The organism is Microbacterium elymi (assembly GCF_021582895.2).
Lineage (GTDB): Bacteria > Actinomycetota > Actinomycetes > Actinomycetales > Microbacteriaceae > Microbacterium > Microbacterium humicola.
The window spans coordinates 2,511,493-2,529,817 of record NZ_CP091139.2 but is presented as its reverse complement, the minus strand read 5'-3'; the positions used below and the strand labels follow the sequence as shown (position 1 = coordinate 2,529,817).

19 protein-coding genes and 2 pseudogenes are annotated in these 18,325 nt (G+C 70.4%); 11 read left to right on the top strand and 10 right to left on the bottom strand.

The annotated features are described in order from the left end of the window. The first annotated feature begins 19 nt into the window (after positions 1–19). Entirely contained in the window at positions 20–637 is a 618-nt protein-coding gene (locus L2X98_RS13730; RefSeq protein ID WP_259611283.1) for a hypothetical protein, read from the top strand. 47 nt (positions 638–684) lie between these two features. Here the strand turns inward: L2X98_RS13730 and L2X98_RS13725 are convergent, their stop codons facing one another. From L2X98_RS13725 to L2X98_RS13710, 4 genes are all read right to left on the bottom strand, one after another. After that, the gene (locus L2X98_RS13725; protein ID WP_259613334.1) at positions 685–1,674 is read right to left on the bottom strand and encodes a glycine cleavage T C-terminal barrel domain-containing protein; all 990 of its coding nucleotides are present in this window, start codon (positions 1,672–1,674) and stop codon (positions 685–687) included. Next, positions 1,556–3,391, bottom strand: a complete 1,836-nt coding sequence (locus L2X98_RS13720) for a hypothetical protein (RefSeq protein WP_259611282.1) — start codon at positions 3,389–3,391, stop codon at positions 1,556–1,558. The genes L2X98_RS13725 and L2X98_RS13720 overlap by 119 nt, the downstream gene beginning before the upstream one ends. A gap of 114 nt (positions 3,392–3,505) precedes the next feature. Further along, positions 3,506–3,688, bottom strand: a complete 183-nt coding sequence (locus L2X98_RS13715; protein ID WP_259611281.1) for a PIN domain-containing protein — start codon at positions 3,686–3,688, stop codon at positions 3,506–3,508. Positions 3,689–3,853: 165 nt separating this feature from the next. Continuing rightward, the gene (locus L2X98_RS13710; RefSeq protein ID WP_259611280.1) at positions 3,854–4,084 is read right to left on the bottom strand and encodes a hypothetical protein; all 231 of its coding nucleotides are present in this window, start codon (positions 4,082–4,084) and stop codon (positions 3,854–3,856) included. 77 nt (positions 4,085–4,161) lie between these two features. On the opposite strand from L2X98_RS13710, the gene L2X98_RS13705 reads away from it, so the two are divergent. Further along, entirely contained in the window at positions 4,162–5,121 is a 960-nt protein-coding gene (locus L2X98_RS13705; protein ID WP_259611279.1) for a DNA-3-methyladenine glycosylase family protein, read from the top strand. A gap of 40 nt (positions 5,122–5,161) precedes the next feature. Continuing rightward, entirely contained in the window at positions 5,162–5,986 is an 825-nt protein-coding gene (locus L2X98_RS22380; RefSeq protein ID WP_435526203.1) for a YdeI/OmpD-associated family protein, read from the top strand. Here the strand turns inward: L2X98_RS22380 and L2X98_RS13690 are convergent. From L2X98_RS13690 to L2X98_RS13680, 3 genes are read right to left on the bottom strand one after another with little or no spacing between them, the layout of a single operon-like run. Then, entirely contained in the window at positions 5,913–8,099 is a 2,187-nt protein-coding gene (locus tag L2X98_RS13690; RefSeq protein WP_435526202.1) for an alpha/beta hydrolase family protein, read from the bottom strand. The two genes, L2X98_RS22380 and L2X98_RS13690, sit on opposite strands and share 74 nt — an antisense overlap. A 16-nt stretch (positions 8,100–8,115) precedes the next feature. Next, the gene (locus L2X98_RS13685) at positions 8,116–8,946 is read right to left on the bottom strand and encodes an aldo/keto reductase (RefSeq protein ID WP_259611277.1); all 831 of its coding nucleotides are present in this window, start codon (positions 8,944–8,946) and stop codon (positions 8,116–8,118) included. A 33-nt stretch (positions 8,947–8,979) separates the two neighbouring features. Then, positions 8,980–9,396: a hypothetical protein gene (locus L2X98_RS13680; RefSeq protein WP_259611276.1), complete on the bottom strand. Its 417-nt coding sequence runs from the start codon at positions 9,394–9,396 to the stop codon at positions 8,980–8,982. Positions 9,397–9,438: 42 nt separating this feature from the next. Here L2X98_RS13680 and L2X98_RS21330 point away from each other — a divergent pair. The 4 genes and pseudogenes from L2X98_RS21330 to L2X98_RS13670 all read left to right on the top strand — a co-directional run. Continuing rightward, a pseudogene (locus L2X98_RS21330) lies at positions 9,439–9,966 on the top strand (AMP-binding protein); the annotation flags it as partial. A 106-nt stretch (positions 9,967–10,072) separates the two neighbouring features. Then, a complete protein-coding gene (locus tag L2X98_RS21325) occupies positions 10,073–10,588 on the top strand; it encodes an AMP-binding protein (protein WP_354002792.1) in 516 nt (171 codons plus the stop codon). Beyond that, positions 10,519–11,301: pseudogene (locus L2X98_RS22375) on the top strand (AMP-binding protein); the annotation flags it as partial. The gene L2X98_RS21325 and the pseudogene L2X98_RS22375, both read left to right, overlap by 70 nt. Continuing rightward, entirely contained in the window at positions 11,298–12,032 is a 735-nt protein-coding gene (locus L2X98_RS13670; RefSeq protein ID WP_259611274.1) for an NADPH-dependent F420 reductase, read from the top strand. The pseudogene L2X98_RS22375 and the gene L2X98_RS13670, both read left to right, overlap by 4 nt. On the opposite strand, the gene L2X98_RS13665 is transcribed toward L2X98_RS13670, so the two are convergent. After that, positions 11,936–13,129 carry a ScyD/ScyE family protein gene (locus L2X98_RS13665; protein ID WP_259611273.1) on the bottom strand — a complete coding sequence of 398 codons (1,194 nt, stop codon included), beginning with the start codon at positions 13,127–13,129 and terminating at the stop codon, positions 11,936–11,938. The two genes, L2X98_RS13670 and L2X98_RS13665, sit on opposite strands and share 97 nt — an antisense overlap. Positions 13,130–13,271: 142 nt before the next feature. Between L2X98_RS13665 and pgi the strand changes: the two genes are divergently transcribed. Continuing rightward, positions 13,272–14,951: a glucose-6-phosphate isomerase gene (gene pgi / locus L2X98_RS13660; RefSeq protein ID WP_259611272.1), complete on the top strand. Its 1,680-nt coding sequence runs from the start codon at positions 13,272–13,274 to the stop codon at positions 14,949–14,951. A 114-nt stretch (positions 14,952–15,065) separates the two neighbouring features. Here the strand turns inward: pgi and L2X98_RS13655 are convergent, their stop codons facing one another. Then, on the bottom strand, positions 15,066–15,893 hold the full coding sequence (locus tag L2X98_RS13655) for a hypothetical protein (protein WP_259611271.1): 828 nt from the start codon (positions 15,891–15,893) through the stop codon (positions 15,066–15,068). Between the two features lie 114 nt (positions 15,894–16,007). Between L2X98_RS13655 and L2X98_RS13650 the strand changes: the two genes are divergently transcribed. Continuing rightward, positions 16,008–16,967 (top strand): alpha/beta fold hydrolase, encoded by a 960-nt coding sequence (locus tag L2X98_RS13650; protein WP_354002790.1) that lies wholly within the window; start codon positions 16,008–16,010, stop codon positions 16,965–16,967. 16 nt (positions 16,968–16,983) lie between these two features. Here the strand turns inward: L2X98_RS13650 and L2X98_RS13645 are convergent, their stop codons facing one another. Further along, positions 16,984–17,373, bottom strand: coding sequence for a hypothetical protein (locus L2X98_RS13645; protein ID WP_259611270.1), 390 nt, complete (start codon positions 17,371–17,373; stop codon positions 16,984–16,986). A gap of 173 nt (positions 17,374–17,546) precedes the next feature. Between L2X98_RS13645 and L2X98_RS13640 the strand changes: the two genes are divergently transcribed. Further along, entirely contained in the window at positions 17,547–18,149 is a 603-nt protein-coding gene (locus L2X98_RS13640; protein ID WP_259611269.1) for a hypothetical protein, read from the top strand. Further along, entirely contained in the window at positions 18,092–18,286 is a 195-nt protein-coding gene (locus tag L2X98_RS21310; RefSeq protein WP_354003061.1) for an HNH endonuclease signature motif containing protein, read from the top strand. The genes L2X98_RS13640 and L2X98_RS21310 overlap by 58 nt, the downstream gene beginning before the upstream one ends. The last annotated feature ends 39 nt before the right edge of the window (positions 18,287–18,325 follow it).

The following is an 18,325-nucleotide window of genomic DNA, read 5'->3' as shown; positions in this document are numbered from 1 at the left end:
CCGTCGCCACCGAATCGGGGTGGATCGCCAATACGCTGCCGGCCGTGTATTCGAGCCAGAGCTGGCCGACTTCCGGCGCTGGCACAACGGCAACTCGTTCGAGGGCCGACTGGCTCTTGGCGGCAGCTTCGTCTCGGATCGCATCGAGGACTACTACGTCACCCCGTGGGATCTCGGCTACACGCACATCGCCAAGTTCGATCATGACTTCATCGGGCGCGAGGCGTTGGAGGCACGCATCGACGAACCGCACCGGCACAAGGCCTGGGTGGAGTGGAACCAGGATGACGTGGCAAAGATCTTCGCGAGCATGTACAACGAGGGCGACCAGCGCTACAAGTACCTCGACACCCCGATGTCGACGTACACCGCCTGCCAGTTCGACCGGGTGGAGAAGGACGGCCGTCACATCGGCAGCATGAACCTGTCGATCTACTCTTCGAACACGCGGTCCTGGATCTCACTCGGATCACTCGACGCCGACGCACAGCCGGGTGACGAGGTCGTGCTGACCTGGGGCGAGCCGAACGGCGGCTCGAACAACCGGGCGATCGAGCGGCACGCGCAGACTACGGTGCGCGCCACTGTGATCAACCGCCCGTTCAGCGAGAGCACGCAGGGATCCGGCAACCGCTGAGACCGGCCGGCATTTCGTCGCGTCACCGCGCTTCGCGTTCCGGCCGGTCAGGTCGTGGGCAGAGTCGTGACGTCCACGCGCCGGTTGTCCGGCCGGAACGGGAGGGGCGCGACGACCGCGCGCACCTCGCGCTGCGGGGTGCCGGGGCGGCCCCAGACGACCGTGACCTCGGTGCCGACCACGCTGTGCTGACGCGCGATCGTGGCAAGCGAGATCGTCTTTCGCAACGTCGGGCTGAGCGTGCGGCCCGTCGCGACACCGACCGGTCGACCACGGACGAGGACTGTGTCGAAAGCAGGCCCGGCGACCCGCGGCAGCTCCATCGGCTCGGGCAGCGGCCCGTCGGACAGCCCCGCGGCGAGCAGCGCGGCGACATCCTCGCTGTTCCACACAAGTCCCGCGAGCACGCGCGGCGGGTCGCCGGCAGTGCGGTCAGCCAGCAACGCGTCCTTTCCGAGGAAGTCATGCGTAAAGTCGCCGCGCACGTGCCATCCGAGTTCGACCGGCTTGCGGAAGTAGTCGGCGAACCCGTTCGTCGGCACAAAACTTCCCTCGACCCCGCCACGTCGGAACTGCCACGCCGCGCCGGGCGTGATCGCCGACGACGGGAAATAGTCCAGCCCGTTGGTGGCGATGCCGGCCTCGATGTGTTGGACCGGCTGCGCGCGGATGCCGAGCTGGCGCAGGCCGAACGGCGCGCCCGCATCGCGGATGAGCCGCCAGATCTTGTCGGCGGCATCCGCTGGCCCGTGCACCTCGTACCCGAGCTCGGCGGAGATCCCCGCACGCAGGATCTGCACGTGCACACCGCCGAGCGTCGCCGAGCGGCTGCGGTTGAAACGGACCTCGCGCAGCGAATCAGCAAGAACGGTCTCCAGCACATGAATCGACGTCGGACCCTGGATGCCGAAGATGAATCTATCCGGGCTGATGTCCCGGACCGCGGCATCCCACGTCCCCTGGTTCAGCTGCCAGAGCAGCCAGTCCCCTGAGCCGGCTGTGAAGAGGAACTCGTCGTCGGCGAGCCGGAGGAGGATGCCCTCCGACGCGACCCATCCGTGCTCGTCGAGCTTGCACGTGGTGCTTGATCTGGCCGATCTCGAAGCGCGACAGGTCATTCATGCCGAGCTGGCTCAGGAAGGCGTGCGCGTCGGGGCCACGCACGACGATCTTCGCGAGCGACGACCAGTCACCGAGGTAAGCGGTCTTCACGTGGGCGGATGCCTCATCCGCCCAGTTCGTGTACTCCGATGGGAGGTACAGCGGCCCGAACCGCTTGATCGTCGTTCGGTCGTTGCCCTCGTCCTGCGCGGCCGCAGCCGGACTGAAGATCGCCGGACGGTCGATGCCGAGCGCGCCCTGCGGGTGCTCTCGCATCTGTTCGTAGAGTGCCCTGCGGTCGCTCGCCACGGCGGGCCTCAGTCCTGCCGGTACGCCGTGCGGGCGTACTCGTTGTAGGGCGCCGGCAGCACCGTGGCGCGTAGGCGCGGGAACCCGAGATCGGCGTCGGGCGCGGTGCCGTGGCCGGGATGCCGCCCCCAGACCACCTCGACGCTCGTGCCCGGCTCGGCGACGGCGGCATCGACGAGCGCGAGCCCCAGCACCGTGCGCTCGGGGTCGCTGTTGATGGTCTGGAAGGTCAGCCCGACGAGTTCGCCGTTCTGCTCGATGCGGTGGCGGCCATAATCGTTGAGGTAGCCGGGGTCGGCGCCGAAGACCCGCTCGGCGTCGGCTTGCGTCGAACGCCAGGGTGACCTTCGCGCGGTGCGGGGCGTCCTTCGCAGCCTGCAGCGCATCCCGCCCGATGAAGTCGTGCGCGAACGAGATCGACCGTCCGTAGCCCAGCTCCCACGGAGACGTGTAGTAGTCGGCGAGATCGTCCGAGTAGAAGCTGCCGTAGAGCGGATTCTGCCCCTCGTACGAGAACAGGTTGACGCTCGCCCGAAGCCCGGCAAGCGCCGGATCCGTGTAGATCGCGGGCGTCGGGGTGGGGATCCAGCCGCTCTCCACGCCGTTGGTGGCGTACGCGAGCGCGCCGATGTGAACGATGCCGGACTGCTCGCCGGCAGCCAGAAGCGCCTCCTTCACACGGTCGTGGTCGGCATAATCGCCGATGAACTCGTAACCGGGCTGGCCGGCCATCCCATGCCGCAGAGCCCGGAACGTGGCGCCGCGCAGTTCCACCGGTGTCGAGTGGAAGAACTTCGTCTCGGGCAGAGGCCCCCCGAACGCACGGTGCACGACGTCGAGCGCACGCGGCCCCTGCACCTGCAGCCGGAACAGTCGGGGGTCACCGGGCATGAAGGAACGATCGGGATCGGTGGAGAACTCGACGTCGTACCCGCCCTGCTGCGCGTGGAACGTCACCCAGTGCTGGGCTGCCTCGACGCCGCTGAGCACGTAGGACTCCTCGCCGTCGCGCAGCAGGATGCCGTCGGTGACGATGTTGCCGTCGGCGGCGACCGGCACGAACTGCTTCGCCCGCCCGATTGCGAAGTCCTCGATGTTGTTGGCACTCACGTCGCTGAGCAGTCGCGCCGCGCCCGAGCCCCGTAGGAACGTGTCGGACATGTGGTACGAAAGGTCCGAGAGCGCGACCGTGCTGCGCCAGGCATCCTGTTCCTGGCGCCAGCCCACGTACTCGCCCTCGACGACCGGCGGCGCCCACGGGCCGGCTTCCGGCTTCCAGAGCAGCCGGATCGGAGACCCTGCCTGAGCGATCCCCTGTTCCAGACTTACGAACTCCCATGCCATGTCGGGCTCCCTCGCTCGCCATCAGTGATATGAAACAGTCTAAGTCATCTGTAACCGGGGGGCAACGCTCACGCGGGCAGCAGCAGGGCCCGGTCCCCGAGGGCCGCGAGTCCCTCATCCATCGTCGCGAGCATGCCATCGGGGATGCCTGCGCGCCAGGGAAAGGAGATACGCATCTGTCACCTGACGGTGCCCACGCACCTCCGACAGATTGCCGTCGGCATAGGAGACGGCATCCGGCCAGAACTCGGCTTTGGGATGCTGATGGACTCCGATGAGCACGCGCTTGCGCGACATCGGCGCTCTCCCCCAGCCGCAGCAGGAAACGCACGAGCGCTCCTTCGACGATGGGGCAGAGCGCGAATCGGTCGATTCCGGCGAACCAGGTCACCGCCCGTTCATGATGCTCGTGCTCCACGACCGTCAGCGCGATGAGCACATTCGCATCGAGCAGGAAGACGCTCACTCCTCATCCAGCAGCCGCACGACGTCGCCGTCCGTGATCCGCCGGCCGATGCTGACCGCCGGCAGGCGCGTGCGTGGATCGAACTCGATCTCGACCGGTGCACCGAGCTGTGCGAGGCCGCGGATGGTGAGGTCGGCGATCACACCGGACACCGAGCCGCCCTTTTCTCTGGCCATCTCCTTGACGCGGCGGTGCACGGCGGGGGGAAGGTCGACGGTGGTGCGCATGTCTGCATCATAGCCGATGCAGGCATGATGCAGACCGGCTCCGCGGCGCCGTCGGCGACCGCGCGTAGGGTGGGTCCATGCATCCGGGAGCGAACGTCGCGCGCGTGCGCGACCCTGGTCCGGATGCCGGCGCTCCGCGCGAGACGGAGTACCGGCCGCCGCATCCCCTCGATTTGCATGCCACCATCGGGATCCACCGCCGCGGGCCGCGCGACCCCACGATGACCGTCGCCGGGTCGGTGATCTGGCGCGCGTCCCGGACGCCGGAGGGCATCGCCGCGCTCGCGTTGCGCGAGACGGCGCCGGGCACGGTGCGCGCCGCCGCGTGGGGGCCAGGCGCCGCCTGGGCCCTGGCCCAGGTGCCGGCCCTGTGCGGGGCGCTCGACGATCGGGACGCATTCGAGCCGGCTGCCCATCCGCTCGTCGCCGACCTGCATCGCCGCCACCCCGGGCTGCGCCTGAGCCGCACCGACCTCACGTTCGACGCCCTGGCAGTCGCCGTGCTCGAGCAGAAGGTCACGGGCCTGCAGGCATTCGGCGCCTGGCGGCGACTCGTCACCTGGTTCGGCGAGCGCGTGCCCGGCCCGACGCCGGTGCCGATGTTCGCGCCGCCGACGATCGAGCAGTGGCGGACGATCCCCTCGTGGGCGTGGCATCGCGCGGGCGTGGAGCCTCCACAGTCGCGGGCCATCGTCACCGCCGCCAAGCGGGGCCGGTCCCTCGTCGCGGCAGTGGAGGCGGCATCCGACCGCGACACGCCCCTGACGGCGATCCGCGGGATCGGGGCGTGGACCGCGGCCGAGGTCCGCATCCGTGCGTTCGGCGATCCCGACGCGGTGAGCGTGGGCGACTACCATCTCGCGCACGAGGTCGGCTTCGCTCTCACCGGGCACCGGACCGACGACGAAGGGATGCTGCGGCTGCTGGCCTCCTGGCCCGGACATCGGCAGCGCGTCATCCGCCTGATCCGGCTCGGCGGACCCCGCGAGCCTCGCCGCGGACCGCGCCTGGCCCCCGAGGACCACCGAGACCGCTGACCCCTTGTGGGATGTCGGAGGCCGGCGCGACACTCACGGGATGGAAAGAGACGACGAGTTGATCGTCGATGACGCCGCGGCGTGGCGGCGGTGGCTGGACGCCTACGAGTCCACGTCGGACGGGGTGTGGCTGGTTCTGGCCAAGAAGGGAGCCACCGCACCCACGCGACTGATCTACGGCGAGGCGCTCGATGAGGCACTGTGCAGCGGCTGGATCGACGGCCCCAAGGGAGCGCGCGACGCCGCCACGTTCCATCAGCGGTTCACCCCGCGCCGCGCGCGGTCGATGTGGTCCGCGCGCAACGTCGAGCACATCGCGCGTCTCGCCGACCAGGGTCGGCTGCGCCCGCGCGGTCAGGACGAGGTGGACCGGGCAAGGGCCGATGGACGGTGGGATCGCGCGTATGCGGGTTCGGCAAGCCGAACCGCCTGCTGCACTGCTCCGCGCGCTGGACGCGCTCCCGGGCGGCCGCGCGGCCTTCGAGGCGCTCAGCCGCGCGGAACGGTACTCGATCCTGCATCCGCTGATCACCGCGCCGTCGCCGCAGACGTTCGAGGCACGCCTGCGCCGCGCCCTCGAGCGCCTCGCCGCGCGACCCGACCCACCGCCCGTCCACTGATCGTCAGTACGCTGGAACCATGGCGTCGACGGGATCGGGCTGGCCGCGCGGCCGCGTGCAGTGGATCATCGGCACGATCGTGCTGCCTCGGCCTCGGCGCGCTGGTCGGCGTGATCCTGGGCAGCGTGTGGCTCGGTCTGATGCTCGCGGCGATCGTGTCGATCGGCTGGATCATGGCGTACGAGTCGTGGCGCGGCAAGGCGCCGCACCTGGACGACGAGGACGACGACGGGGCCCGCCTGTAGACGACGGCGCCCGCCTCTCGCGGTCAGCCGATCCGGTCCGGTCGGACCCAGTCCGCTCCCCGCACGTGCTGGTCGAGGAACGCGAACACGGTCTGGTACCAGACCAGCGCGTGCTGGGGCCGCAGCACCCAGTGGTTCTCGTCCGGGAAGTACAGGAACTTGTGCGGCAGCGTGCCGTCCGCGGCGGCGAAATGCTCATTGAGCTCGGACCACAGCCGCAGCCCTCCCCGATCGGCACCCGGTAGTCCCGGTCGCCGTGGATCACCAGCAGCGGGGTGCGGATGTCGCGGACGAACCGGTGCGGCGAGTGGGCGATCATCGCCTCGGGGTGAAGATGCGCTGCCAGTAGCCGGAGTGGTCGGTGGTGCCGGCGAACTGGTCGAGCGCCCACAGGCTCGCGTGGGTGACGATCGCGCGGAACCGATCGGTGTGACCGGCGACCCAGTTCGCCATGTACCCGCCGAACGAGCCGCCCATCGCCGCCGTGCGGGTCTCGTCGATGTCGTCGCGCCCGACCACCGCGTCGGTGATCGCCATCAGATCGGTGTACGGCTTTCCGCCCCAGCTGTTCCACCCGCGCGCGATGAAGTCCAGGCCGTAGCCGGTCGACAGGGCCGGGTCCGGCAGGCAGGACCGCGTAGCCGCGGGCGACCGCCAGCTGCGGGTTCCACCGCCAGCTCCAGGCGTTCCAGCTGTTCAGGGGCCCGCCGTGGATCCACAGCAAGCGGGGCCGGGGCCTCTGCCCCGCCGTCGTCGGCGGCCGGCAGCGCAGCCAGCCGCGCACGCGCGCACCGTCCGCGGCGGTGGTCTCCACCTCGGTCATCGTGGCGGGCACCTCGGCAGCGGCACGGGTGACGGAAGCGCCGTCACCCCGGCGGTCGACAGGCGCACCGCGTGGGGCGGCAGCATCCAATTCGTCCGCAGGGCCACGATGTCGCCGCTGTCGCGGTCGACGGACGGGTTCAGATACGTGAAGTCGTCGTCGGTCAGCTTGCGCGACGGGCGTGTCGTCGAGCGGCACACGGAACACCGGTCCCCGGCCGTCCTGATCGGCGGTGACGACCAGCGCCGCGTCGTCGGCGGCGAAGGCGAGGCTCGACGGCCAGCGATCCCATCCGCCGGCGATGCGACGGGCGCCGGAGCCGTCGATGCCGCTCACCCACACCTCCTGGTCGGTAGGGGCGGCGGCCGTGCTCTTGACCGTGCGCACCCACGCGAGTGTGGTGCCGTCGTGCGAGATCGTCGGCGATTCGTTGTCGACCTCGTGCTCGTCGCGCACCACCGTGTGGTCGCCTGTCGCGACCTCGATCGCGATCAGCCGCGCGCGTTCGTCCCGCCCTTCGGGTGCCTGCAGCGCCGCGACCACCGTGGTGCCGTCGGGCGTGATCGTTACACCGAAGGCATCGGCCGACCGACCCGGATGCGGCGTCAGCTCGCGCGGGCGCGGCAGCGACGCCGGATACGGCCGGGACGCGGCATCCTTCTCGTCATCCTCGTCCTCGGCGCGATCGACGCCGACCGGATCGGCCAGCTCGTCGAGCGACAGCGCGAACAGGTGCGGCTCGTCCGGGCCGAGGTCGTGGTCCCAGTACCGCACCGGATAGCCCTCGTGCAGGATCGCGGCGACCTTGTGCTTCGTGCGCTCGGCGCGCAGGCGCGCGTCGTCCTCGACAGTGTCGGCCAACGGCAGCAGCGGGGCGCGGACGATCACGACATCGGATGCCGCGGCCACCGCCTCGATCGCCGACACGCCTCCGGCGAGCCGGGTGACCGGCCGTGCCTCTCCTCCTCCGGCCGGCACGGCCACAGCTGGGCCGGGTCGTCGTCGGAGCCCGAGCCGTCCGGGCGCGCCGACAGGAACAGCAGGTCTCCGTCCGCCGTGTAGGCCGGGGCCGACTCGCCCTTGGCCGAGCGGGTCAGCCGGCGGGGCGCAGGCACCCGTGCCCGTGCCCGTGGCGTCGATCTCCCAGAGCGCCCGGTCGTATCCGGTGCCGTCCTTGTTCAGTGTCGCGATGGCCACGACCGCGCGGCGCCCGTCGGGCGAGAGCGCGAGCGAATCGGTGCGGGGCAGGGCGATGTAGTCGTCAAGGGAGTCGAACGGCGTTGTGCGCATCCCTCCACGCTATCCGTCACATCTCCTCGTGGGTGCGCGGATCCATGTCGCCGAGGCGGCCCCGCTCCAGGCCCGACAGTGCGGCGACCTCGTCGTCGGTGAGCGCGAAGGAGAAGACATCCGCGTTCTCGCGCTGACGACCGGCGTGGGCGGACTTGGGGATCGGCGTCGCACCGAGCTGCACGTGCCAGCGCAGAACCGCCTGCGTCGGCGAGACCGCGTGCGCGGCCGCGACGTCCGTCACGACCTGCTCGCTGAGCAGCTCGCCGCGGCGGGTCAGCGGGCTCCAGCTCTCGGTGCGGATGCCGTGCGCGGCATGGAACGCGCGCAGCGCGGACTGCCCGAAGTACGGGTGCAGCTCGACCTGGTTCACCGCCGGGGTCACGCCGGTCTCGTCGATCAGCTCGGTCAGCATCTCCTCAGTGAAGTTCGACACCCCGATCGAGCGGACCAGGCCGTCCTCGCGCAACCGGATCATCGCCTTCCAGGTGTCGAGGTATCGGCCGACCCGCGGGTTCGGCCAGTGGATGAGGTACAGATCGATGCGGTCCAGGCCGAGCCGGTCGAGCGATCCGCGCGCGCTGGCGAGCGTCTCGTCGAACCCGTGGTCGCGGCCGGGCACCTTGGTCGTGATGATCAGCTCATCCCGGTCCACGCCGCTGCGGCGCACCGCCTCGCCCACTTCTTGTTCGTTCTCGTAGTTGACGGCGGTGTCGAGCAGGCGGTAGCCCGTATCGATCGCGCTGACCACGGCATCCACCCCCTCCTTCCCGTGCAGCTTGTACGTGCCGAACCCGAGTTCGGGGAAGACGCCACCGTCGTTCAGGGTCACTGTGGGAATCGTCATCCCTCCATACTGCCGCGCCGAGGTCCCGGCCGCTCAGCCGGTCGTCATCGAAGACGTTGTCAGGTCCACCGTGCCGAACGGAAAGGGGAAGAAATACGGTCCCGTGCCGTCGCCGAGCGGGATCAGCGCGAACCACACCTGGCCAACGATCACACCCACCACAGCGACGAGAACGACAACCAGCAGCGTGCGATCGAGGACACGCACAGCGTGATCGATGTCGACGACACGAGACAGCAGGTGCGAGAGAGCGAAGACGATCGCGCCGATGAAGAAGGCATACATGAACGGGTTCGCATGCAGTGTCATGTTCACGCACATCGGAGCGGCGTCGACAGCATGGCCCTGCGCATCGAGGAATCCGCCATCAGCCGACACTCCCCCGGCGCACCCGCCCTTACCCGCCGTCATGAACGCGCCATAGGCGACCGCGGCGACCGCGGTGACCACGATCGTGCGACGCAAGCCGGCTGAGAATCGGCGCTCCCGGCAATGTGGGTGTCGTGCGGATTTCGAGTGATGTGGACACGGCGCTCCTTCCGTTCCTCACGATTATGGCCGGTGGGCTGCGGTGTGTCACCAACTGCCGCGCCTGTCGGCCGACCGCTCGCGCGGGGTAGTCTCACCGGCATGAGCACGATCTCACCCGAAGAAGTCGAGCGCCGCCGGAACGCCCTCGAGCGCACCCTCGACGGCGGGTGGCGCCCGCGCACCCTGGCCGCCGCGTTCGATGAGGCGGCGAGACGGTTCCCCGACCGCCCGTACACGATCACGGATGCCGCCACCCTGACATACGCGGATGTCGCGGAGCGGTCACGCCGGCTGGCGGCCGGGCTCATCGACCTGGGCGTGCGCCCCGGCGACCGGGTCGCCATGCTCGTCGACAACCGGGTCGACTATCCGGTCCTGAAGTTCGCCGTCGCCCGCACCGGCGCGATCGCCGTGGCGCTGAACTACTCCTACCGCGGCGACGAGATCCTCCAGCGGCTCGCTCAGGCCGAGGCATCCGTCGTCATCAGCATCGACCGGTCGGCGGCCACCGACTTCCTCGCGGTGTTCGACGAGCGCTTCCCCGGGTGGGAGAACGGCGTGCGAAGCTCCGAGGTGCCCACCCTGCAGGCACATCGTGCTGGTCGAGGACGGCTGGCGCGCGGGCGCCCTCACGGTTCCCGTGCTGGCGGGCAGGGGCGACGCGGCGACGGTGGATGCGGCATCGGCCGGCGTCTCTGCCGACGACGTCGCCGACATCGTGTTCACGTCGGGCACGACCGGGCATGCCCTGGGCGCGCAGCTCACGCACGACATGCTCCTGCGCAGCGCCTACGGCTCGGCGTATCACCGGGCGTTCGACGACGGGTGGCGGATCGGCTTCGCGCTGCCGCTGTACCACGTGTTCGGCTACATCGAGGGGATGGTGGCGGCCCTGTTCGTAGGCGGGGCGATCGTCCCGCAGAGGGTGTTCAATCCGCGCACGGCGCTGGAGCAGATCGAGCGGCACCGGATCAACGAGGTGCTCTTCGTGCCCACGATGACGGTCGCGGTGGTCGATCAGGCGGTCAAGCTGCGCCCGACCTTTCCAGCCTGCAGTCGGTGTTCTCGGCGGCGGCGCCGGCGCCGGTCTGGCTGTGGGAACGGGTGCTGAGCGATCTTCGACCGCAGATGGTGTTCACCGGATATGGGCAGACCGAGGTCTCGGCCGCGACCGCGCTGACGCATCCGGGCGACCCGATCGAGACCGTCTCGGCGGTGGTGGGCGCGATGAAGCGAGGCGGATCGGCGGCGACGGATGCCTCGGGGCTGCTCGCCGAGTACCGCACGGTGGATCCGTTCGACGCTCATCCGCTTCCGACCGGCGCCGAAGGCGAGCTGGTCGTGCGCGGACCGCTCGTGACCCGCGAGTACGTCGGCGCGGATGCGCCGGAGGCGCTCGATGCCGACGGCTGGCTGCGCACCGGGGATCTCGGATTCGTCGACGAGGACGGCTACATCCATCTGCGCGGGCGCAAGCAAGGAGCTGTTCAAGGTCGGCGGCGAACTGGTCGCGCCGAGCGAGGTGGAGCAGGTGCTCAGCGGCGCCGAGGGAGTGAGCCAGGCGTATGTCGCCGGCGTCCCGGACGAGCGCCGGGGCGAGATCGGCTGGGCGTGGATCGTGCCGAACGAGGGCGTGCAGCTGGACGAGCGAGCGCTGCTCGCGCACGCCCGCGCGCACCTCGCGCCGTTCAAGGTGCCGCGCGGGATCACCGTCACGGCCGCCGAGGACCTGCCGATGACCACGACCGGCAAGATCCAGAAGTACCTGCTGGTGGCCGGCCTCGGGGAATGACCGGGCGCTGTCTGCGTTGCCCCTTGATATGACCACAGTGGGAATCATCGGAGCAGGACACATCGGCAGCACCCTCGCGGAAGGCCTCGTCGCCCGCGGCTACGACGTCGTGATCGCCAACTCGCGCGGACCCGAGACGCTCGTCGACCTCGTCGCGAAGCTGGGCGACAGGGCACGGGCCGCCACGGCCGCAGAGGCGGCGGAGTCCGCGGACTGGGCGATCGTGACGGTGCCGCTGAAGGCGGTCGACGACATCCCGGTCGCGCCACTGGCCGGCAAGACCGTGCTCGACACGTGCAACTACTACTGGGAGCGCGACGGCCGCATCCCGGCGCTGGACCAGAAGCAGACCACGACGTCGCAGATCGTCCAGGACCACCTGCCGACCTCGACCGTGGTCAAGGCGTTCAACCACATCACCTCGACCGACATCCTCACCGACGGCACCCCCGCCGGCACCGAGAACCGGCGCGCGCTGGCGACCGCCGGCGACGATCCGGATGCCGTCGCCTTCGTGACCGCGCTGTACGACGAATTCGGGTACGACACGGTCAGCGCCGGGCCGCTCGCGGAGAGCTGGCGGGTCGAGCGCGACCAGCCCGCGTACGTCGTGCGGCAGAACGCCGACGAGCTTGCGCGCGAACCTCGCTGCGGCCCAGCGCTGAGTCACCGCGTCAGCGACACCTGCACGACCTGGCCGATGCCCGGTGAGCTGCTGTTGACCGTGACGTACGCGTCGCGGCCCTGCAGCGCCACGCCGTAGGGCGCCGGCAGTCCGCCGGCCACCACGGTGGCCGTGCCGCCGTGCCGCGGCACGCGCATCAGCGCGCCGGTGGTGTCACCGCTGAGCAGGCCGGCGGCCGAGATCTCCACCGCGTACAGGCTGCCGTCCCGGGCGAACGCCAGGTCGGTGACGTTGGTCAGTCCCGTCGCATACGGGGTGGGCGCATGACCGGCGCTGATCCGCCAGATCGTGGACCCGCCCTGCGGGAACGGGAACCCGGTGAGCTGGCTCACGTAGAGCGCGCCGTCGGGCCCGCGCACGGCGGATGTCGGCACGAACTGCATCGGCGTCATGACCCCGGGAGGGGCGAACGGGTTCTGCACGTCCACGTCGGCGAATTGGGCGAGCGCCCGGATGTGGTTCCGGGACCGCACCTGGAGGATGACGTTGGCACCCGCGTCGGCGATCAGGTAGCCGCCGCGATCGCGCACCAGCGAGACCGGATTGCTGTCCGGGGAGTCGATCGGGTTCGTCCGGTACTCGTACTCCGCGAGACTGGTCACCACCCGCGGCGCGTGGTGGCTGCCGATCGTGCCGGTCACGAGCGCACCGGACAGCCGCGACAGGCCGTGCTCGGTCCATGGGTCGCACGAGGGATCCGGACCGGAGGCGACATCCTCGCACCCGACGCCGAAGCCGATCACCGCATCGTAGTGCCGGCCGTTCACGAGCACGGCGCTCGCGCCGGATGCCTCGGTGCCGGCGCCGGTGGCACCGGGAGGCGGCGCCAGCGACGGCAGGCCGGTGACCACGCGCTGCTGGTGCCAGCCGTGGCGGGATGCCGTCAACTGCGTGATCGAGGACGTGTCGCCGGCGCACACCCGGGTGCCGGCGGACGCGACGAAGCACGAGTCGGACTCCGGACCGCCGGTGCCGGCTTCGGCGACGTACAGCGCCCCGCGGGCGTCGACCGTGATGCCGCGCGGGTTGTTCAACCCTTCCGCGATGACGCGGTACGAGCCCGAGGAGGGTGATGTCGATGTCGTGTGCGCCGATGCGGGTGCGACAGCCAGCCCCAGCATCAGAAGGCTCGCCGACCCCACGGCGGCCACCACGCGAATGCGATGGATACGCATTTGCAGGCCTTTCTCTCCGACGGCGCGCCGGTCCCCAGTGAATCGGCGTCGGATGCGTCGCTGGGCCCCAGCATCCTCTCCCGGGCACGGTCTGTCGAGGGGGCCCGCGCACCCGCGGCGCGGTCAGACTACCGTGGTCACCATGACCGCTCCCACCGACGCCACCGCGACCTCTGCCTGGGCCGAGCTCGAGCACCTCAAGGACGACCTGACCCCCGACCTGCGCGGCTGGTTCGCCGCCGACCCGGACCGCGCCCGGCGCTTCACCCTGGACGCCGCCGATCTGCACGTCGACCTGTCGAAGAACCTCGTCACCGACGACGTCCTCGCCGCGCTGATCCGCCTGGCCGAGCAGACCGGGGTCGTCGAGCGGTTCGCGCAGATGCTCGCCGGTGTGCACATCAACACCAGCGAAGACCGCGCCGTCCTGCACACGGCGCTGCGCCGGCCCTCCGGCAGCCGGCCACCGCTCGAGGTGGACGGACAGGACGTCGACGGCGACGTGCACGAGGTGCTCGACCGGATGCGCGCGTTCGCCGACCGGGTGCGCTCGGGTCGGTTCACCGGCGTCACCGGCAAGAGGGTCACGCACGTCGTCAACATCGGCATCGGCGGCTCCGACCTCGGCCCGGTCATGGTCTACGAGGCGCTCCGGCCATATGCCGACGCCGGCATCCAGGCCCGGTTCATCTCGAACATCGACCCCACCGACCTGGCCCAGACCACCGCCGACCTGGATCCCGAGACCACGCTGTTCATCGTCGCGTCCAAGACGTTCACGACGCTGGAGACCCTCACCAACGCGCGGCTCGCGCGTGCCTGGCTGTGGGACGGGCTGCAGGCCTCCGGCGCGATCGACGGGTCGGATGCCGCGAAGAAGGATGCCGTCGCCCACCACTTCGTCGCGGTCTCGACGGCGCTGGACAAGGTCGCCGACTTCGGCATCGACACCGAGAACGCGTTCGGGTTCTGGGACTGGGTCGGCGGGCGCTACTCGGTCGACTCGGCGATCGGCCTGTCGCTCGAGCTGACGCTCGGGCCCGACGCCTTCGAGGAGCTGCTGGCCGGCTTCCACGCGATCGACGTGCACACGGCATCCACTCCCCTGGCCCGGAACGTCCCCATGCTGATGGGTCTGCTCAACGTCTGGTACAACAACTTCCTGGGCGCGCAGTCGCACGCGGTCCTCCCGTATGCGCAGCGTTGCACCGGTTCCCGGCCTACCTGCAGCAAGCTGACGATGGAGTCCAACGGCAAGAGCGTGCGCTGGGACGGGTCGCCGGTGACCACCGACACCGGTGAGGTGTTCTGGGGCGAGCCGGGCACGAACGGACAGCACGCTTTCTACCAGCTGATCCACCAGGGCACCCGGCTGATCCCGGCCGACTTCATCGGCTTCGCGAGCCCGGCCTACCCCCTCCAGGACGGCGACCGCGACGTGCACGGCCTGTTCCTGGCCAACTTCCTCGCGCAGACAAAGGCGCTGGCCTTCGGCAAGACCGCCGAAGAGGTCGAGGCCGAGGGGACCACGGGCGCACTGGTGGCGGCCCGCACGTTCAGCGGCAACCGGCCCACGACGTCGATCTTCGCCCCGGCTCTGACCCCGCGGGTGCTGGGCGAGCTGATCGCGCTGTACGAGCACATCACGTTCACGCAGGGCGCGGTGTGGGGCATCGACTCGTTCGACCAGTGGGGCGTCGAGCTGGGCAAGCGGCTCGCGCTGCAGATCGCCCCCGCCCTCGAGGGCGACGCGGATGCCGTGGCGGCGCAGGATGCCTCGACCCGCGGCCTGCTGGAGTACTACGCCGCGCACCGCCGCTGACCGAATCAAGCATGCGCGCTCACCGGCGCGGAGCCCAGGAGCAGTGCAGCCGCACCGCCTCGGCGTCCGGCAGCCCGTCGGGGATCGACCCGACGAACGCCCAGTCGTCCTCGGTCACCCCGGCCGCCGCGGGCAGCTGCTCCACGGCGCTGCGCGCACGGGGAAGACCGCGGTCGGCTCGGTCGCCGGGTTCACCACGGTGCCCGAGGTGTCGGGCACCGTGTACAGAGCGACCTTCTCCGGCGGGGCGTCCATCCACTCCGATCCCGGACACAGTCCGCCCCACGCCGCGACGGGCTCGGTCTGGACCGGCCAGAGGTCGCCCGCACTGTCGTGCTCGATGCCGACGACCCGCCGCTGCACCCCGGTGCCTGGATCTGAACAGGGCACCGCGTCGTCCAGCGGCGACATCCGCAGGATCAACTCGAGCGCGAAGCCGTCGGGTGTCGCCGAGACTCCGGTGACCGCATCACCGCAGCGCGACGAACGCGCGACCGGCATCGGCACCTGCACGGCCGACTCGCCGTCGGCGACGAAGATGTACCACAGCGACTCCCAGCCGTTGCCGTCACTGCGCTCGATCGGCACGAGCGCGTCCTCGAGCCCGTCCCTGTTCGCATCGCCATAGACGGGCTCCTTCATCGCGTAGCCGACCCCGTCCACCTGTGCGGCGCCGTCGACGAAGTCGATGGTGATCGGTGCCGAGAATCCGCCTGGCGAATATACCCACTCTCCGTTCGGCAGGTCGATGTCATCGACCCCGATCCTGGTGGGAGTGGGCGTCGGGCTCGGAGCATCCGGTGTCGTCGGATCGGCGACCGGCGGCGACGCCGGACTCAGCGCGGAGCAGCCCGCCAGCGCGACCGCGATCGCGAGCGCGGACACCGCCCCCGCGACCCGCAGCCCACGCGACATCCGTGTACGCACCTGTGTATTCGACATCGTCTCGACCCCCAGAGTGAAGCGGATGTCCTCCGCTTGCGCACAGCACAGCGTGGTGCGAGTCTCCCGACGACGACGCCCGGTGTCAACCCCTGCCTCGGTAGGCTGGCCCGCGTGTACCCGCCGATCGAACCGTACGCGTCGGGCTTGGTGCCGCGTCCGGACGGCGCGCAGATCTACTGGGAGTCCTCCGGAGACCCGGTCGGCATCCCCGCCCTGTACCTGCACGGCGGACCAGGCGGCGGGCTCGGCGCCGGCGGGTATCGCCGTCGCTTCGATCCTGCCCGATACCGGATCGTCGGGGTAGACCAGCGCGGCTGCGGCCACAGCATCCCGAACGTGCTCGACGACCTCGACGGGCTCGACGACAACACCACACCGGCGCTGATCGCCGACCTCGAGGCGGTGCGTGTGGAACTCGGCGTCGAACGCTGGGTGCTGCACGGGGTGTCGTGGGGGTCGACGCTGGCGCTCGCGTACGCCCTCGCGCATCCCGACCGGGTGTCCGCCGTGGTGAATGCCGCCGTGACCACGACGTCCCGTGCCGAGGTGGAGTGGATCACCGAGACGGTGGGCGCTCTGTTCCCCGAGGAGTGGGAGCCGTTCGCCGCCGCACATCGGCCCGGCGAACGCGTCGTCGAGGCGTATGCGCGGCTCCTGCGGGACCCGGATGCCGCGGTGCGGGCGCAGGCGGCAGCGGCATGGGACCGCTGGGAGGGGGTGCACGTCTCCCTGGACCCGCTGCACGCGCCCGGACCGCTGCATCCCGCCGACACACGGCTTCAGCAGACGTTCGCGACGCTCGTGACCCACTATTGGGCGCATGACGGGTTCTTGGACGAGCCGATCCTCGATCGCGCCGGCGAGCTGGCCGGCATCCCCAGCGTGCTCATCCACGGGCGCCACGACGTGAGCGGGCCGGCGATCACCGCCTGGCGGCTGCATCGCGCCTGGCCGGGCAGCCGCCTGCACATCGTCGAGAGCGAAGGCCACGGCGGGCCCGAGATGATGGAGCTGGTGGCGCGGGCGACGGACGAGTTCGCCGACAGCGCGGAGGCATCCCGCGTCGGGTGAGTGTCGGAGCCCCGTTCTACTGTGGGGGCATGGATTCCCTCAGCTTCTTCGACGGCATGGATGCCGCGACCCGGGATGCGCGGGGCTGCTGGACGATCTGCAGGCCGATCAGATGGAAGCGCATCGGCGGGCCGCGTGCCGCGCGGAAGGGGTGCGGGCAGCGCTGGATCATGCCCGGATGCACCCCGAGGTGTACACGGATACCCCCGGAACGCTCGGGGTGCGGGCGGCCGAGCTGGCGGTCCTCCTGGAGATCGGGCTGCGGCTCGCAGACCGGCGAGAACCAGATCCGCAATCTCGCGTACACCGCCCAGACCGCTTCGTTCCGGCTGCCGTTGCTGTGGCGGCGGGCGCACGAGGGCTTCGCCGCGTACCCGCTGGTCGAGGCCGCCTGCGCCGCCATCACCCGGCCTGCCTCCGACGACGCGGACGAGCAGGTGCGGCAGGCAGCGCTCGCCGCGATCGGGCTGGTCGACGAGCAGGCCGCTGAATGGGTGCTGCACCTGAGCGCGGCAGCATTCCGAGCACGACTGCGCGCCCTGATCAACCGCCTCGATCCCCGCGACAGCGCCGGAAGGCATGCCGCAAGCGTTGGCGGATCGGCGGGTGGTCATCCACGACGAGGACGACGGGATGGCGTGGCTCTGCGTCCTGATGCCCCGGATCGATGCGATCGCCACCCAGCGGTCGCTGACCTCGCAGGCCAAGCACCTTCAGAAGAACCCGGCCGAGACCCGAGGCCGCGACCAGCTCCGGGCCGACCTGGCCACCGCACGGCTGCGCGGGCAAGACACGGTCAACCCGGTGAAGACCAAGGTGTTCGTCACGATCCCGGTCGGCATCCTCACCGGCACCGCCGTCGGCGAGGGCGGTCGGTGCACCGTCTGCGGCGGTACCGGGTTCCCGGAACAGGCCCGCATCGTCGGCGACGAACTGCTCGACCCCCTCACCGCGAAGCAAGCTGTTCCTGGACGCGAAGGCGTTCACACGGGTGATCACCGACCCGATCCACAGTGTGATCGTCGACATGGAACGCCACGCGAGACACGCGACGCGTGCGCAACGCGAATGGCTGATCCTCCAGCACGGCACCTGCGCCCGCGACGGCTTGCACCCGCCTCGCTCTGGATGCCGACATCGACCACATCATCGCGTGGGCCGCCGGTGGGCGCACGAATCTGAAGGATCTGCGCCCGCTCTGCCCACCCGACCACGTCCGCCGGCACACCACCCGCATCCGCTACAGACCCCGCCCCGACGGCACGACGCAGGTGCTCACCCCCACCGGTTACACCAGCGACGAACCTCCCCCGTTCTAAAGGGGTGCGCGCCCTCACCACGCGGGCGGCTGTTCGGCA

Bases quoted from the DNA above. Each gene is read 5' to 3' on its own strand.
- L2X98_RS13720 (WP_259611282.1), bottom strand. From the start codon at position 3,391: ATGGCATGGGAGTTCGTAAGTCTGGAACAGGGGATCGCTCAGGCAGGG.
- L2X98_RS13715 (WP_259611281.1), bottom strand. From the start codon at position 3,688: ATGTCGCGCAAGCGCGTGCTCATCGGAGTCCATCAGCATCCCAAAGCC.
- L2X98_RS13710 (WP_259611280.1), bottom strand. From the start codon at position 4,084: ATGCGCACCACCGTCGACCTTCCCCCCGCCGTGCACCGCCGCGTCAAG.
- L2X98_RS13705 (WP_259611279.1), top strand. From the start codon at position 4,162: ATGCATCCGGGAGCGAACGTCGCGCGCGTGCGCGACCCTGGTCCGGAT.
- L2X98_RS22380 (WP_435526203.1), top strand. From the start codon at position 5,162: ATGGAAAGAGACGACGAGTTGATCGTCGATGACGCCGCGGCGTGGCGG.
- L2X98_RS13690 (WP_435526202.1), bottom strand. From the start codon at position 8,099: ATGCGCACAACGCCGTTCGACTCCCTTGACGACTACATCGCCCTGCCC.
- L2X98_RS13685 (WP_259611277.1), bottom strand. From the start codon at position 8,946: ATGACGATTCCCACAGTGACCCTGAACGACGGTGGCGTCTTCCCCGAA.
- L2X98_RS13670 (WP_259611274.1), top strand. From the start codon at position 11,298: ATGACCACAGTGGGAATCATCGGAGCAGGACACATCGGCAGCACCCTC.
- L2X98_RS13665 (WP_259611273.1), bottom strand. From the start codon at position 13,129: ATGCGTATCCATCGCATTCGCGTGGTGGCCGCCGTGGGGTCGGCGAGC.
- pgi (WP_259611272.1), top strand. From the start codon at position 13,272: ATGACCGCTCCCACCGACGCCACCGCGACCTCTGCCTGGGCCGAGCTC.
- L2X98_RS13655 (WP_259611271.1), bottom strand. From the start codon at position 15,893: ATGTCGAATACACAGGTGCGTACACGGATGTCGCGTGGGCTGCGGGTC.
- L2X98_RS13640 (WP_259611269.1), top strand. From the start codon at position 17,547: ATGCCGCAAGCGTTGGCGGATCGGCGGGTGGTCATCCACGACGAGGAC.